A 14,447-nucleotide genomic window follows, 5' to 3' on the forward strand; every position below is an offset into this window, starting at 1 on the left:
AATAGGTCAGAACAGGATCGACCCGACGAGTTCGAACAGCCAGCCGCAAGCGATCAGCTTCACGACCGTAGCCGCAGCACCGATCCCCGCCGCGGCGAAGCCGCCGTACATCAGACCACGGGCACTGTCGCGCCGGCGGCCGATCTGCTGCGGACCGCGACCTTCCAGCTCGGCTCGCACCGCCTGCTCGTACCGCTCGTTCACGACCTCCCACGTCGGCAGGTCCACCATCACCCCGGGTGTGCCCTTGCGGATCAGCCGCGCCTCCTCCATCGTTCGCGGCAGCAGCTCCTGCCACTCGAGCATCGCCCCGAATCGGCCACTGTTGGTGGTATCGCCCGTGATCGTGTACGAGTCACCGCGGCGCGTGGTCAGCCCCGCCCAGTGCGCGGCGGTCTGCATGATCTCCTGCTCGTCCGCGCCGTACAGCACCAAGACCGCCGGGAAACTGTCCCGCAACGCCTCCCCGTAGTCGCGGCCGTAGACCTGATCGATCGTCGACGTCGCCTGCACAGCGATCACGAAAGAAACACCCAGGCCCCGGCCCTCGTTGACATACTTGATGAGCTTCGGCATCGGACAGATACTGGAGAACTCATCGATGATGCACTTGATCTGCATCACCTCGTCCCACTCGGCGACCCGACTACGTTGGCGACGTACAAGATTGTCGACGAGAGTGATCGCGGCCGCCGCCGCCGACCCGTCCAGCGGGGCGAGAACATACAGCGTCGCCTGCGGATCATCGAGGAAGTCCGGGTCGAAGAAGGGCAGACCGGTGTCGGTCCCGATCGACCTCAGCCACGGCATGATCGCCTTCCCCACGGACAGCATGATCGAATCACGTTGCCGCTGCTCCATTCCCAGGACGCGCCGCACCTTCGCCGCGAGAACCCGTCCCGCCGCGCCCCCGCGCTCGACCAGAGTCCGCGCGACGGTCTCCCAACTCGGGGTGTGCGCCGTAGCGTCCTCACCGGACTCGTTGTACTCGACCGCTTCGAGCGCCCACTCCATCCCGATCCCGATGCCCGCGGGGCTCGCTGTGAACAACAGGCCCGCCAGCGGACCCGTAGCCTGCAGCTCCCACACCGGGTCGGAATTCCGCGCTCCGTTGATGTTGCCGCCGATACCCACCGAACTCATCAGCAACAACGTGTCCGCGAGGGTCTGCGCGTCCGTCAGCGAGAACACCGCCATCGTCGGATCGTGTCGGACCAGCGTCACGTCGCCCGGGTAATGCGGTGAGATCACGGACCGAAGATCCAGCAGCTGGGCCGGCCCTGGACGCTTCGCGAGCAACAACTGCATCAGGTCGTCCTTCGACGACATCACCACCGCCGGCCCCGGGTGCAACAGACCGTTCGGCGCAAGAACGCGGAACGTCTTCCCGGACTCGGTCTGCGCCGAGACCATCATGTGGGCGCCGTTCTCCGCCAGGACGGTCACCCCATCCCGCAGCACGAATCCGCCGTACGGCCTCGGCATACCCATAGCCGCAGTCTGACCGTGCTGCCGTCGCGCTCACCACACTTCCTCCGAGCGTGGGGACCGCTCGCAGACCGCGCGACCGAGTGTGGTGACTGCAGGCACGTCACATCGATACTGGCGCAATGACCGACTACACCCCCGACTGGCTCAAGCCCCAGCAACACCTCCTCGACCAACTCCCCGCCGCAGACCGCCGCCGCGTCATCGCGGCGCTGCACTCCGGCTGGCTCGAAGGAGTCGACTACGACGACGACGCGGTCAAGGCCGTCATCGACGGCATCGACCACGGAATGGAACCTGCAGACCTCGCCCGACGCGTCCTCGAACAGCGACGTGAGCAGCGGTGAACGCGTGGACCAGGATCTGAACTGGACCATCGACGAAGACCGCGAGCGGTTCCGGTCCTACCTCATCCCCGGAACATCCGTCCTACGCAACCGATTCGACGTCGACGACCCCGGTGAACTACGTCTCCTCGAAGGTATCGCGACAGCGATCCGCACGCACCGCCTCGCCGACGACCACACCCTCGCCGGACCGGCCACACTCGACTACCCACACCTACGGCGGGTCCACGGCTACCTGTTCCAAGACGTCTACGACTGGGCTGGCGAGGAACGCACATGCCACGGACTCCGCAAGGGGGACAAGCCATTCGCCGACCTCCACGAGATCCCCACGTACCTCTCCAGCGCGCACCGAGTCCTCGTCAGCGACGACTTCCGCAGCTCCGACGCCGAAGCCTTCGCCACGGCGGGCGCCGAAGCCTTCGTCCTCGTGAACCAGGCACACCCATTCCGCGAGGGAAACGGCCGCTCTACACGAGCACTCCTCGAACTCGCCGCAGACCACCAAAACCCGTATCACAAACTGTATTTCACACGATGGGACGACAAGCTCGAATGGAACCAGGCATCCCACGACTCTCGTCCGCCGCGTGGAACCGCACTCGTGGACGCCGTTCCCATGCAAGAGATCTTCCGCACCATCACCGCCGAACGGCGGTGTGCCACGCAGCACCGCCACATCGACATCGACGCCGACCAGGGCATCGACTACGGCAACGACCTCTGAAACGAAACACCCACCCGCACAACATCAGGAGAACCACCCATGGCGATCAGCTTCCGCGACAGCCAGAAACTCGGACCGATCCGCCTCACCGAGTCGAGAGCGGGAATCTCATGGTCCATCGGGCTCGGCAAACATGTGCGCTTCACCCGCCACGCCGGCGGTCGATGGACCCACGGCGTCAACGTCTTCGGATGGCGCAAGACCACACGACTCTGATCGGGGCAAACCGCGCCCAGCGCACTCACCCTCCCATACCGTTAGCCGACGCTCCCACGACGAGAGAGGCATAGTCGATGACCGAGAGCCGCAGCGCGCAAGTGCGGTCCTTCAGGGCCGGGTTAGCGCATCAACTTCGGCCTACCCGGACCACGGGGCGGTCGCTGCTGCTGCTCGATGTACCGCCGGATGATCGGACAGGGAGCGCAGACTCCGTCCTTGAGGGCGGAGTGAGCGATCGCTTCGTGGGTGTGTCGCTGGAAAGGTGTCGTACCCCACCGGCACACTGGTTTTCATGAGTATCCGGCAGCGTGCGTGCCCGACGGTGGGTTCGCAGCTCGACGTGCTCACCATGCACTGCTCCCACGCCAGGTACGTCTACAACGTCGGTCTGGAGTTTCGTCGGCTCGCATATCAGCACAAGCTCCGGTTCGGTCACCGCGATGGGTACCCGGACCGGGTTCCCGGCGGTGGGTACGTCGCGCAGGCCGCGCAACTGACCGAAGCCCGGCGGGAGTTCGCGTGGCTGAGAGAGGGTTCGACTGTTGTGCAGCAGGGGGCGCTGCGTGATCTGGACCGCGCGTTCGCGAACTTCTTCTCCGGTCGTGCCCGGTTCCCGCGGTTCCGCACGGCACGCGACGTCCGGCAGGGTTTCGTCGTCCGCGATCTGCGTCTTCGTCGGTTGAACCGCCGGTGGGGTGCGGTCCTCGTCCCGAAGGCCGGGTGGCTGCGGTTCAAGATCAGTCGGCAGTGGAGTGACCTCCTGGCGTGCACGTCCGCCCGGGTGACTGTGGAGCGTGGGCGATGGCACGTGGCGTTCGTCTGCCCGCCTCCGGTGAAGCGCGCCCCGGGCACAGGCGCCGTGGTCGGGATCGACCGCGGTGTCACGATCACCGCCGCGACCTCCGACGGGGAGCTGCTGCACATCCCCGGTCTCACCGCAGGTGAGCGGGGACGCATGATCAGACTGGAACAGAAGCTCGCGGCGCAGCCGCGTGCACCGCGTGGTTCCGGGCAACGGTCCCGACGCCGGGAGGCGACCCTTGCGAAGATCACCGCCCTGCGCAACCGGCTGGCGGAGCGCCGGCGGGACTGGATCGAGAAGACCAGCACCGACCTCGCGTCCCGGTACGACCGGGTCGCGGTAGAAGACCTGCGGACCGCGAACATGATCCGCCGGGCGGAGCCGCAACCCGACCCCGACAGCCCCGGGAACTTCCTTCCCAACGGGGCTGCGGCGAAGACCGGGCTGAACCGGGAGATCAGCGCGAGCTGCTGGAACCGCCTCGCCACCCGCCTGCACCACAAGACCGAGGTGACGGAGGTACCCGCATTCCACACCTCCCAATGCTGCAACCGCTGCAACCGCATCACCGACGGGAACCGCGAGAGCCAAGCGGTGTTCGTCTGCAAACGATGCGGCCACGAAGCGAACGCGGACGTCAACGCAGCACGCAACATCCGTGACCTCGCCTACCGCGGTGTCACACTCGGCCGAGGGACACCGGCCGCCGCGCGAAACACGGCGACACCGTGCGACGCGAACCTACAGACGGCGTCCTAGCCGTGCTGGAATCCCGGTCGTTCACGGCAGGGAGGATGTCAACGTTGTGCGACTCATCGCCGATCGCCTCGCGTCCGAGCTCGGCCTCGGATCGGCACCGAACCTCTCGCCGGGAACCGGTCAGGTCGTGATCCGGCCCGCCGGCGCCGAGAGCCACGTACACGCTGTCATCGCCCGCGCCGACTGACCCGGGCACACCACAGAACGCTAATCGGATAATATCCGATTAGCGTGTTAGAGTGTTGGCATGGGTGCATACGACTACCTTCATCCCGGGGCCCGCTGGACCGCAGCCGAGGTCGCGACACAACTCGGCATCAAAGAGGACTCCGTCGCCGACCTCGCACGGAGCAGCGCGAACTTCCCACGCCCCGTCGACAGAGGACCGAACGAGTGGCGCGCGTACGACGTCCTCGCCTACCAGATCACCCACGGCCGCGGCCCCCGGCGCCAGCCGATCCCGCGGATGTTCCCCCGTCGACCGTTGACCGCGGGACTACCCCGCACATCCTTCGTCGAAGCTGCGGTGATCGGGGAATTCGTGGCGCTGCAGTTCGAGCCGCACGACGGTGGGGGATCGGTCGCCGTCTGCTACGGCACCGACCGCGACCACCCGATGCCGGTCGATCAGCGCGACGCCGACGCACTGTGGCTGCAGGTCCAGCAGCGGCTCGTCGGCGTCACGGCCGTCGCGGTCGTCACGGTGTCGATGTCCCCGACGCGGTCGACCACCGATCGGTGGGCGTACGCCCCCGACCTGGCCGTCATCGAAGAGGGGAGAAGACCCACCGCCGCTCGGTGGGACGATCTCGTCACCAGGGTTCTCGAACTCGACTCCCTTCCGTGGTGGCCGGAGGCCTTGCGGAGCGCGGATGTGCTGGGCCGGTGGCAACCGGGGAGCCCCCCGCTCGCTGTGATCCCGCCCGGGACACAGGCGCCGCTGGTCGACCGGCTCGCCGAGCTCGCCGACCGTCAGCCCGCCGGATCCGTTCTCCGCGACGGTGTCGAGTGTCTGCGCACGGGTCTCATCAAAGCGGCCCTGCCCGACCGTGTGTGCACCGAGCTCCTCGCCGCCGCCACCGTCACGATCCCCGTGTACAACGCCTACGACGTCGACGATCATCTCGCACTGCAACCGGCGCCGACCATCGACGCCCGCACGGCAACCGCGCTGCTGGGCGCACGCATGACCGCCGACGACGCCCGCGACCTGTGCGCCGCACACGATGTCCGCGGCCGAGAGTGGGACGGCCCGCTCGTCGCCGTCCGCCGCCACCACGTCGCCGACCTCGAAACCACCACCGGGCTCGGCGCCCGCTGGTGGACGAGGCTGACCGAGGTCGACCTCGACCCCACCGGCGTCGAGGTCGGGTACATCGCTCTGGCCCGGGGCGACGGGATCACCGACCTGTTCGACGGCACCACACGGGCCTACCGCGACCCGTTGGAGCCTGCGTCATGGATCCTCGCGACCGGTGCGTCGGTCAGCATCGGTATCGGCGACGCCGTGCCGGCGGCCTCCGGTGCCCTCGAACTCAGCGAGATCGCCCGCCCGCGCCACGGCGACGGTGAGGTCCTGGCGTTCCTGCAGGACAGCGCCGGGGTCACGTGGCCGGCGCCGACCACAGCCACACAGCAGCTCAACATCGGATACCACGGCGGCGGACCGCTACAGACCGCATACGTGTTCGGCGAGCTCGCCGAACACGGCGCAGCCACTCGCCTCAACGGCTACCACTACCCGAACGACACACCGGGCAGGGACCTCGTCCTCGGAGGCGGCACCTCCCACCTGCTCCGCGGGGCCGACTGGCTGCCACGCACCTGATCCTCCCGCAGCGCGACGATCACCGGTTGGGGCGACCCGGCCCCGGCCGCGGCTCGTCGTCTCGCGACGGTGGCGGTGCAAGGGACCGATCGTAGAGGCGGTTCAGACCATCAGGTTCCGGCTCGGCCGCGACGCGTCGATGTGCCGCCGTCGAGGCTCCGGCGGAACGCCCTGACGCGGCACCGCGACGTGTAGGACCGGCGGACGCCGAAGGCGGCGAAGGGACCGGACCCTGCGCAGGCCTGCCCTCACGCGCATCCACAGAACCCTGCCCATTCTCTGTGCGCGTCCCGCCGCGCCCAGCAGCGCCGCGCCCCGCAGCGCCGCGCCGCGCCATAGACTGCGCCGCCACAGCAGGGACCACGACCTCCGGAGCGGCCACGGCGGCCGCTCCCTCCATGGCACCGGCCTCGGCTGCGGGCGCGGTCGCTGATGCCGCCGATCCGCCGCGACTCGCCGCGGCCGACGTTGCGGCGCGCGCCGGGGTCCTCGCCGCCGCGTGATCCGCCCCGCGCGCACCTGGCGTGGCCGTCACCGACGGCGCGTCCTGTTCGCTCTCAGTGCCTGCCGTCCCCACAGAGGCCGCCGAACGCCCGCCCGCATCCGCACCGGTGCCCGGCTTCGGGCCCGCCGCATCATGTTGTAGACGACCTGCACCCGGGCCCTCACCGGTATGTCCGACGCTGCCCTTGTGCACCGGAGAACGTCGGAACATCGCGTCCAGACCAGAACCCGATTCCGTCTCCCGGCCGCCCCGGAGCCGATCGAGACCGCGGGACGCCCCCTCGGAGTAAGGCTTGAAATCGGAAGTGTGCCGTGCGACCGACTCCCTCGTCGACGCCACGGGATGCCGCATGCTGTGCCACATCGTGTGCGTCGCAGGCATACCCAGCCACTTCTTCACATGATGGAACAGCACGAGCATCGCCAACGATCCGATCACCATCAGCAGAACCCGAACCAGAGCCGAATCCCCGCCCAGGCTCTGCGTCACCTTCGGATCGCTGAGGAGGATCCCGAGCACCTGCGCCGAGACACCCAGATAGGCCACCAGCACGAAGTAGCTCACCAGGTGCATGAACACTTCGACGGCGCCGGTCAACGCCCGGTGCCGCGGCGGCCCGGGCACCATCCCGACGATCATCAACGGCGTGATCACGATCGCCCACCACCACGCCTTCGCGCCCGTGAGGAACACCAACAGCGCGACCGTCGTGATGAAGAATCCGAACACCAAGATCCCAATGATCATCAGCGCCCCGAGTAGGACGTTCGCCGGATCCAGATTCGCCGCGTAGTTCCAGGCCGCGTTGTCGCCGCACGACTGCATCGCCTTCACAGGACCATCCGACGCTCCGTTCATGATCGCCTGGTTCCATGCCCCCGCACAGCCGCTGTTCCCGTCGATCACATGCCCGAAGTTGAGGACCTCCACCGGGCGCCGGGCAGCATTGTCGATCAGCGTCCCGATGAACTGCTGCATGTGCTCTTGCGCGCTGCCCGAACCCATCCGGCCGTTGTGCACCACCGCATCCGACGCTGAGAAACCGAGCTCGCGGACTTGCGACATCCAGCCGTCCGGCGAGTACAGCTCCCGCATCGGATCCGCGAACACCGTCCATATCAGCAGGGCGATGAACGTGGTCATCGCCATCACCGCCAGGCCGCGGCCGCGCAGACCCAGGCTCCACAGCACCGCGCCCGCGCACAACCCGACGAAGAAGCAGAACGGCGCCAGGTGGAACTGATGGCAGATCTCCGCCACCGTCATCACCGCGCCGGACCCCAGATTCGCCAGCCACTGCAACCACAGAGCCGACAGCGCGATCTTGAGCACCCACAGCACCAACGTCAGTATCAGCACGATCGCGCCGACCTCCAACGCCAGCAACGACGCGGTCACGGTGGAGTACTCCATCGTCCGCGACAGCCCCTCGATCAGCTTCGGAACCCACCCCGCGGGGTTGAACCCCACGGACCGCAACGTCATCTTCAGCTGATCTTGAACGCTCACCGTCGAGATGTAGTAGTCCGCCAGCGGCACCCCGTACGAGTCCTTCAAACCCGCCGAGCCGACCACCTGCGTACCGATCTGCGCCGACGCGGTCGGCGCCGACAACGACAGGAACAGCATCGTCGTCCAGATCGTCGCCGCCGCACGCATTGCCCAGGCCGTCGATCGATGACCTTCGGCGAACACCAGCCACCGACCACGCAGCCCCGTCATCGGATGCCCCGCGCCAACTCGCCCTCGAAACGTTCGAGCGACGCCGGATCGGTGTCGAAGGCCTCACGGTCAGCCGGATCCGGCGCGGAGAACACCTGAATCTTGCCGGTACGCCCGAACTCGTCGACCATGTACGCCTCACCCTCACGGCCTAGCTGAGGCCGACCGTGCTGCTCTACCGACATGCCGCCACCGAGACCCGCCGGTGCGGCGCGCAGGTCCTCCGGCGACGTGTTGTACCGGTAGTCCTCGAGCACCTCCGGGTACTCGTCGGGGTCGATCCCGAGCCATCGCAGGTGCGCCTTCGACAAATCGTCGTCCTTGGTGCGGAACAGGATCTTCTGATGAATGAACTCATCGCCCATACCAGCGTGATCGTCCGGGCCGTTCTGAGTGATCGATATCCACCCCGACCGGGTGCGCCGGCCACGACGGGTCAACAGATGTGCCGTCCTACGGCCCCCCGGCGTCGACAGCCACTGCTTGTCCTCCTCCGTGACCAGGAACCCGAACTGGTGTGGCCGCTCGTAGAAGGTCTGCTCCGCCAACGCCGCAGCGAGCCCATACAGCATCCGACCCGCCTGCTGGGTCGTCGTCATCGTCTCCAGCGCGTCCGCGGAGTCGACGTCCTGCAGGTCCAGACGCCCCGTCTTCCACACCACCACCGGAGCCGCACCGAAGTTCGGCACCGACAAAGAATCGTCGAACACCGACTGCAACGTCGGCTCACTCGCCCACGACATCAGACGTGTCACAAGCTCGTCTCCGGCCCCATACGTGCGCTCGAGATACGACAGCAACTCCGGCATCGACCGGATCCGCTCACGCTCACGCACCTGCGGGCTCACCGCGACCCGGAACCGCGAACCGTATGTCGACATCGGCTCCAACCCCAACAGCGGAAGAACGTGGTTCGCCGCCACAGTCCCGGCTATCTCCGTCGGGAACAGCCGCAGCACGTCGGTCGACACATCCGCGTGTGCCAGATCGACGAACACCGCCCCCGGGGTGTCCTCGAACGCCAGGTGCCATTCGACACCCGGGTCCATGACGACCGCCTGCGAACCCCGCCGAACCTCACTCTTCGCGATCCGCTTGCCCGTGTACGACTTCCCGCCGCCCGGATCACCGCCGAGCACCAACACCGCACTGTGCCGGCGGCGTGAGGCACCCGACATGTCGAGAAACACCGGCGGATTCAGCGCCGTGCTCACCGCCCGCCCCAGCGGAACCCCGGAGGCGTTGCCCAGCTGCCCGCTCAGTACAGGCACGGTCTTGGCCCAGTCCTCGGGCGTCGTCGGATGCGACAGCGTCTCCGCCGCGCGCGGCTTGACGTTCCCCGGCAACGATGCCGCGAGGAAACGCGCCTGCGGTCCCGACCAGGCATCAACACGGACCCCGATGTCCTGATAGGACCGACTCAGTGACTTCACCGCCGAACGCACCACCCGCCGGTTCGCACCCGAAACCACCACGTACCCAGTCATATTCGCCTGGAACCCGTGCTGCGACGCCGTCAAAGCCGACGTCAGCTCGCCCGCCGACACCCGCTTGCGGGCCAAACTGTCGTCCACCTGGGCCTGGCGCCCCTGCTGGTCCTGCTGATCGGAGAGATTCTTGTCCACCCAGGCGTAGTGACGCGCCGCCTGCTCGGCGGGAGTCTTGGTCACGTACTGCATCCAGTCGACCGTCGCCCCAGGCAATCTCTCGTCGTCGCATACAGCGAAGATCTCGCTGCCGGGAAACGCTATGCCCCGTTCGGAGAACGAGGTCACCGTCAATGCCGACTGGAAACTGTCCGCCAGCCCGCCCGTCTCCAGTCGGGCGCCCGGCCACCGCGACGGAGGAAACCGGCGACCGTGGTGCGCCTGATCGCCCTCGTCGAGGCGGATCTTCGGAAAGTCCTCCGCGTCGAGGCGTTCGAGCCCGAGCGATTCGGGCAGGGACACCCGCTGCCCACCGCGGCCGACTGTGTGCATCCAGTGCCAATACACCAATTCCGGGGTGACCGGGACAGGGGCCAACTCGGACGGCAGCGCGGCGGCGAACTCGTCGCCGAGCGCGATGTACTCCGCGACACTCGATGCGGTGTCGACATCGCGGCCGCGGATCACATCCAGTGCCTTCTGTGTGCGCCCTAGAGCGGTCAGTCCCTCAGTGCCGTGATCGACCGGCACCGACAGCCAGAACAGCCGATCCGAGGCGCTCAGGCCGTCCAGAATGGGCTCCCAGCGGCGGCATTCGGAGACCCATGCCGCGCGGTCGCGGTAACCGTCGAGCATCCGCAGGATCATGCCGGTCGTGTCCATCGGGGCCGTCAGCCCCGACAGCCAGAACCCGGACGGCAACGCAGAGACCATCGCTTCGTGCCGCTGGGCCGCGCGCTCCTGCACCGCCCGCGGGCGGCGGGCGTATTCGAGGCCGGACAAGAGGAATTCGGCGAAGATACCGTGTCGGGCGAACCGCAGGTTGCCGATCACCGTCGGTCGCGTCAACAGATCCGATGCCGCGAAGCCGCGTTCAGTCGTCGTCGACATCGGGACTCTCCATCATCGCGGGCCAGTACGAACTACACAGCCACCCCAGGCGGATACCCGCCGAAGGAGGCCCCGTCGGCACCAGCCGTCGCACAGCGATCACCAACAGGCACGTCGTGCCGAGACCGAAAAGCAGGATCAGCCACAGCCTTCCGGATCCCAGGCTGTGCCACGCCCACAACCCGGTACCGATCACACCGGCCGCGGCGATCACCCCGTCCAGCCCACCCCACGGGCCGCCCCAAAAACGGCGGCCGTCGCCGAGATCACCGACCTTGATCGGTACGTGCTTGAGCTCCGAACGGAATCGGACTGCGCCGGAGGGCTCCGACGGATCATCCTGTGTCTGTGGGTGTCTGGACATACTCAGGTGCGGCCCTTCGGCATATCAGCGGCAGTAGGGTCCGCACGTACCAGACTGGACTCCGTGCTGATGCAGTTCCTGCCCGCCGGAGTTGTAGATGCCGTAGGCATTGCCGGCGATGACGGCGACGGCGATGCACCCCAACGCCGCGGCGATCGCCGCTCCCACGCCGCGCTTGAACAGCTCGCGCATCGCAACGTATGCCACCGCGGCCAGGATGAAACCCACGCCCACGTACGACGCCTGCTTCTCGATATCGCCGACAGCGGAGAAGATCCCGCTCGCGACCATCACAGTCGAACTCATTTTCTCTGTCTCCCTTGGTTATTGACCAGACGATGAATAATCGACCCGAACCGTCGGGTCGATCTCCTGCACACTCCACGCACCCGCGCCGCCGACGATGGTCAGCGGATACTGCATCGTCATCGGGTTGTAGTCCGACGTGGTCGCGACCACCGTCACCAACAGGTGCACCGTCTGTCCGTCCGTCGGGTTGTCCGGAACATCCTCGGAGGCCTCAACGGACTGCACCTGCACCTGCTCGTAACCGCCCACCGGGGACAAAGGCGAATTCGCTGTTGTGTACCGCTCGATCCCCGACGTCCCCGTCAGGTACGCAGTCAAGAACCCCGACGCCAGCGCCCACGCCTTCGACCCCGAATTCTGCTGGGACTTATAGTCGACCTGATACGCGTGCCCCTTGGGCGGTGGCTGCACCTTCGACGGCATCGCCGTCGCCAACATCGCCGCCCCGTCATCCACCGACACGGACACCTGATAGAAGGCCCGCGCCGGCGTAGCCGACGCGTAAGGACGCTCGAACACCGACACGATGACGGAGAACATGGACGTCTCCGCCGACGACGTCGACGGATCGAACACGATCGACGTGGGCGTCGGCGCAGTGATCACCGTCCCCAACGTCGTCGGCAGTTGTAGCCGCACCTGCGGCGACACGAACGCGCGCAGCGTGCTCTCATGGCCGGCGGTCAAGGTCAACCACGTCGTCACATACTCGACTGCGAACGACCCCACCAACGCGTTCTGATTGGCCACCACCCGGCCAGGGGTCACCAGGTCCGGCGGATCCGGTCGATCCACCCACCTCCACACCTGCCCGATGCCACCGACCGCCCCCAACACCACCAGCGCGACCACCAGCCACGACCACCACCGAGACGACGCGCGCTCAAGCCGCCGCTGCCACGTGCGCGTCAGGAAACTCATGCCTGCTCAGTCCTTCTCCGAATCGCATCCGACCACTGTCAGCGCGATCGTCACACACCACCCCCTGCCCGCACAGACATCGCAAACCACACCGACCCACGCGGGGCACCTGCCGGACCACGGACACCTACGCCAACGTGCACCGTCTCCCGCGCAGAGCGTCGGGAAACGGTGCACGCCACCAGGTGTCAGTTAGGGGTGTGTCCGAGGACCTTCATAGAAGCCACCGCGAACTGTGCATCGATCGGGTCCGTCGACGTCGACCCGTCATCTGCAGTCGACGGCGTCGTGTCCGTCGTATCCGCCAGCGGGGGAGTGCCACCGTCGGCACCGATCCCACTGGAATCGAACGGATCCCCGTCGTCGTTCTCGCTCGACGGGGCCGCGGCCGTCGTCGAGGTATCCGCGTGCTGCGGAGGGCGAGACGTCTGCAAAATCAACATCGTCACCTTCGACGCCAGGATGCCCGGAACAGGCACCGTCACCTCGCCGTGGGCATTGCCCGTCTGCTGCGTCACGATCGTATGCGCCGCATCGTTGAACGTGTACTGCACCGTGGTCACCACACGGTGATTCATCCACTCGTCGGCAGCGCCACCCGACTTCGCCACGTCACCGGGAACGATCGAGATCGCACTGACCCGATACACCTGCCCCTCATCGAACGAAATCGTCGCGGTCTCACCATCGATCCCGCCCCGAGAGCACAACCATGCAGACCCCGAAGGATTCGCCATATCCTGCGCCGGCGTCGACCCCGGGCCGCAGAACCCGGTCGCGTGATACGGGATCGGCTGGTCCAACCCGGTCCCGTCAGGCGCCGCGGACGTCGTCGGATCCGGTACCACCGACCGCGACGGTGTGTAATGCTGTTCAGGTTGCGCCGCAGTACGTTTCGGTGACCCGCTCGCCAAGAACGCCAACACCAGAACAATGATCACCACGATCACCGCTACAGCGATGACGAACGTGATCGCCGCGGCAGACAGACCTCGGCGAGAAGAACCGTCCCCATCGGACTCATCGTCCGCCCCGACCAGCCCACCGTCACCGTCACCGTCCGGCTCCGGCGGCACGGGCGATTCCTCGAACGACGATGCCGCAGGCTCGAGGTCGCCGTACACGACACGATCGAACAGCCCGTCGTAGTCGCCGGGATCAGCGTCTACCAGGTCCTCGTCGCCATCGCGCACCTGTCCCGCGCCGTCGTCCCACTCCACCCCATCGCCGAACTGTTCCTCCACGGACGGCCCGTCGTTCGCGACCGGGGCTGAACCCGCGGGACTGGTCACCGTCTCCCGGGCAGGAAGAGACAAGCGCTGAGGCGCCGGAGGGCGTCCGCTCCCCGCCGCAGGAAAACGGGACAGGAACTCCTCGTTCTCTGCCGCCTCGTCCCGCTCGTCCGAACTCATCGTTCGCTCACGTCCGGTCCGCCGACACCGCCCTCCTCGGCTGAGCCGTGCAACTCTACCCACGCATCCGGCACGAACGTCAGCTCGTCCGCCTGCCGTGCCGCACGCGCAGCAGGCGGTTGCGGCGGCGGCGCGACAGGTGCGTACCGCACCACGCGATGTACCTCGTACTCCTCGACGACTCTCATCGCATGCTCCGGCGGCCGAGTTTGTACCGCGGCCGAGGAGGTCGAGCCGTACACCACCGGCGTAGGTGCAGGAGCACGACCGCCCTGCCGGCCCGCGCGGTACGCAACGAACCCGACCACCGCCGCGATCACCACGACACCCGTCAGCAGCACCGGCACCAGCACCGCCGCCAGGATACCGAGCACCATCAGGCTGCCGACCACCGAACCTAAGACCTTCATCGCTGCGCCCCCTTCTCATCTCGGCGTCATCTCCCCGGATTGAACCACCCCCCACCGACACCCCACAGACATCGCACGCCCATACCGACGCGCAGTG

At 67.2% G+C, this 14,447-nt stretch carries 14 protein-coding genes; 6 read left to right on the top strand and 8 right to left on the bottom strand.

Annotated elements, in window-relative coordinates:
* Positions 1–6 precede the first annotated feature (6 nt).
* Entirely contained in the window at positions 7–1,491 is a 1,485-nt protein-coding gene (locus P0W64_RS16395; RefSeq protein WP_275481228.1) for a TraM recognition domain-containing protein, read from the bottom strand.
* Between the two features lie 119 nt (positions 1,492–1,610).
* On the opposite strand from P0W64_RS16395, the gene P0W64_RS16400 reads away from it, so the two are divergent.
* The 6 genes from P0W64_RS16400 to P0W64_RS16425 all read left to right on the top strand — a co-directional run bounded on the left by P0W64_RS16400 (position 1,611) and on the right by P0W64_RS16425 (position 6,170).
* Positions 1,611–1,835, top strand: coding sequence for a hypothetical protein (locus tag P0W64_RS16400; protein ID WP_275481229.1), 225 nt, complete (start codon positions 1,611–1,613; stop codon positions 1,833–1,835).
* On the top strand, positions 1,822–2,562 hold the full coding sequence (locus P0W64_RS16405) for a Fic family protein (RefSeq protein ID WP_275481230.1): 741 nt from the start codon (positions 1,822–1,824) through the stop codon (positions 2,560–2,562). The genes P0W64_RS16400 and P0W64_RS16405 overlap by 14 nt, the downstream gene beginning before the upstream one ends.
* Before the next feature lie 39 nt (positions 2,563–2,601).
* Entirely contained in the window at positions 2,602–2,778 is a 177-nt protein-coding gene (locus tag P0W64_RS16410) for a DUF4236 domain-containing protein (RefSeq protein WP_275481231.1), read from the top strand.
* A 295-nt stretch (positions 2,779–3,073) separates the two neighbouring features.
* Positions 3,074–4,342: a transposase gene (locus P0W64_RS16415; protein ID WP_275481232.1), complete on the top strand. Its 1,269-nt coding sequence runs from the start codon at positions 3,074–3,076 to the stop codon at positions 4,340–4,342.
* A 46-nt stretch (positions 4,343–4,388) separates the two neighbouring features.
* Entirely contained in the window at positions 4,389–4,529 is a 141-nt protein-coding gene (locus P0W64_RS16420; protein WP_275481233.1) for a hypothetical protein, read from the top strand.
* Positions 4,530–4,589: 60 nt separating this feature from the next.
* Positions 4,590–6,170 (top strand): hypothetical protein, encoded by a 1,581-nt coding sequence (locus P0W64_RS16425; protein ID WP_275481234.1) that lies wholly within the window; start codon positions 4,590–4,592, stop codon positions 6,168–6,170.
* Positions 6,171–6,189: 19 nt separating this feature from the next.
* Here P0W64_RS16425 and P0W64_RS16430 read toward each other — a convergent pair whose 3' ends face one another.
* The 7 genes from P0W64_RS16430 to P0W64_RS16460 all read right to left on the bottom strand — a co-directional run bounded on the left by P0W64_RS16430 (position 6,190) and on the right by P0W64_RS16460 (position 14,350).
* Positions 6,190–8,397, bottom strand: coding sequence for a hypothetical protein (locus P0W64_RS16430; RefSeq protein ID WP_275481235.1), 2,208 nt, complete (start codon positions 8,395–8,397; stop codon positions 6,190–6,192).
* Positions 8,394–10,934, bottom strand: coding sequence for an ATP-binding protein (locus tag P0W64_RS16435; RefSeq protein ID WP_275481236.1), 2,541 nt, complete (start codon positions 10,932–10,934; stop codon positions 8,394–8,396). Before P0W64_RS16435 ends, P0W64_RS16430 begins: the two co-directional genes overlap by 4 nt.
* Positions 10,918–11,298 carry a hypothetical protein gene (locus tag P0W64_RS16440; RefSeq protein WP_275481237.1) on the bottom strand — a complete coding sequence of 127 codons (381 nt, stop codon included), beginning with the start codon at positions 11,296–11,298 and terminating at the stop codon, positions 10,918–10,920. The genes P0W64_RS16435 and P0W64_RS16440 overlap by 17 nt, the downstream gene beginning before the upstream one ends.
* A gap of 24 nt (positions 11,299–11,322) precedes the next feature.
* Positions 11,323–11,604: a hypothetical protein gene (locus tag P0W64_RS16445; protein ID WP_275481238.1), complete on the bottom strand. Its 282-nt coding sequence runs from the start codon at positions 11,602–11,604 to the stop codon at positions 11,323–11,325.
* Between the two features lie 18 nt (positions 11,605–11,622).
* On the bottom strand, positions 11,623–12,528 hold the full coding sequence (locus P0W64_RS16450) for a conjugal transfer protein (protein ID WP_275481239.1): 906 nt from the start codon (positions 12,526–12,528) through the stop codon (positions 11,623–11,625).
* 188 nt (positions 12,529–12,716) lie between these two features.
* A complete protein-coding gene (locus tag P0W64_RS16455; RefSeq protein ID WP_275481240.1) occupies positions 12,717–13,940 on the bottom strand; it encodes a hypothetical protein in 1,224 nt (407 codons plus the stop codon).
* Positions 13,937–14,350: a hypothetical protein gene (locus P0W64_RS16460; RefSeq protein WP_275481241.1), complete on the bottom strand. Its 414-nt coding sequence runs from the start codon at positions 14,348–14,350 to the stop codon at positions 13,937–13,939. The genes P0W64_RS16455 and P0W64_RS16460 overlap by 4 nt, the downstream gene beginning before the upstream one ends.
* Positions 14,351–14,447 lie beyond the last annotated feature (97 nt).

This window comes from Tsukamurella sp. 8F (assembly GCF_029167375.1).
Lineage (GTDB): Bacteria > Actinomycetota > Actinomycetes > Mycobacteriales > Mycobacteriaceae > Tsukamurella.

Coding starts and splice junctions, on each gene's coding strand:
- P0W64_RS16455 (WP_275481240.1), bottom strand. CDS start 13,940: ATGAGTTCGGACGAGCGGGACGAGGCGGCAGAGAACGAGGAGTTCCTG.
- P0W64_RS16425 (WP_275481234.1), top strand. CDS start 4,590: ATGGGTGCATACGACTACCTTCATCCCGGGGCCCGCTGGACCGCAGCC.
- P0W64_RS16450 (WP_275481239.1), bottom strand. CDS start 12,528: ATGAGTTTCCTGACGCGCACGTGGCAGCGGCGGCTTGAGCGCGCGTCG.
- P0W64_RS16460 (WP_275481241.1), bottom strand. CDS start 14,350: ATGAAGGTCTTAGGTTCGGTGGTCGGCAGCCTGATGGTGCTCGGTATC.
- P0W64_RS16400 (WP_275481229.1), top strand. CDS start 1,611: ATGACCGACTACACCCCCGACTGGCTCAAGCCCCAGCAACACCTCCTC.
- P0W64_RS16445 (WP_275481238.1), bottom strand. CDS start 11,604: ATGAGTTCGACTGTGATGGTCGCGAGCGGGATCTTCTCCGCTGTCGGC.
- P0W64_RS16435 (WP_275481236.1), bottom strand. CDS start 10,934: ATGTCGACGACGACTGAACGCGGCTTCGCGGCATCGGATCTGTTGACG.
- P0W64_RS16430 (WP_275481235.1), bottom strand. CDS start 8,397: ATGACGGGGCTGCGTGGTCGGTGGCTGGTGTTCGCCGAAGGTCATCGA.
- P0W64_RS16415 (WP_275481232.1), top strand. CDS start 3,074: ATGAGTATCCGGCAGCGTGCGTGCCCGACGGTGGGTTCGCAGCTCGAC.
- P0W64_RS16395 (WP_275481228.1), bottom strand. CDS start 1,491: ATGGGTATGCCGAGGCCGTACGGCGGATTCGTGCTGCGGGATGGGGTG.
- P0W64_RS16410 (WP_275481231.1), top strand. CDS start 2,602: ATGGCGATCAGCTTCCGCGACAGCCAGAAACTCGGACCGATCCGCCTC.
- P0W64_RS16440 (WP_275481237.1), bottom strand. CDS start 11,298: ATGTCCAGACACCCACAGACACAGGATGATCCGTCGGAGCCCTCCGGC.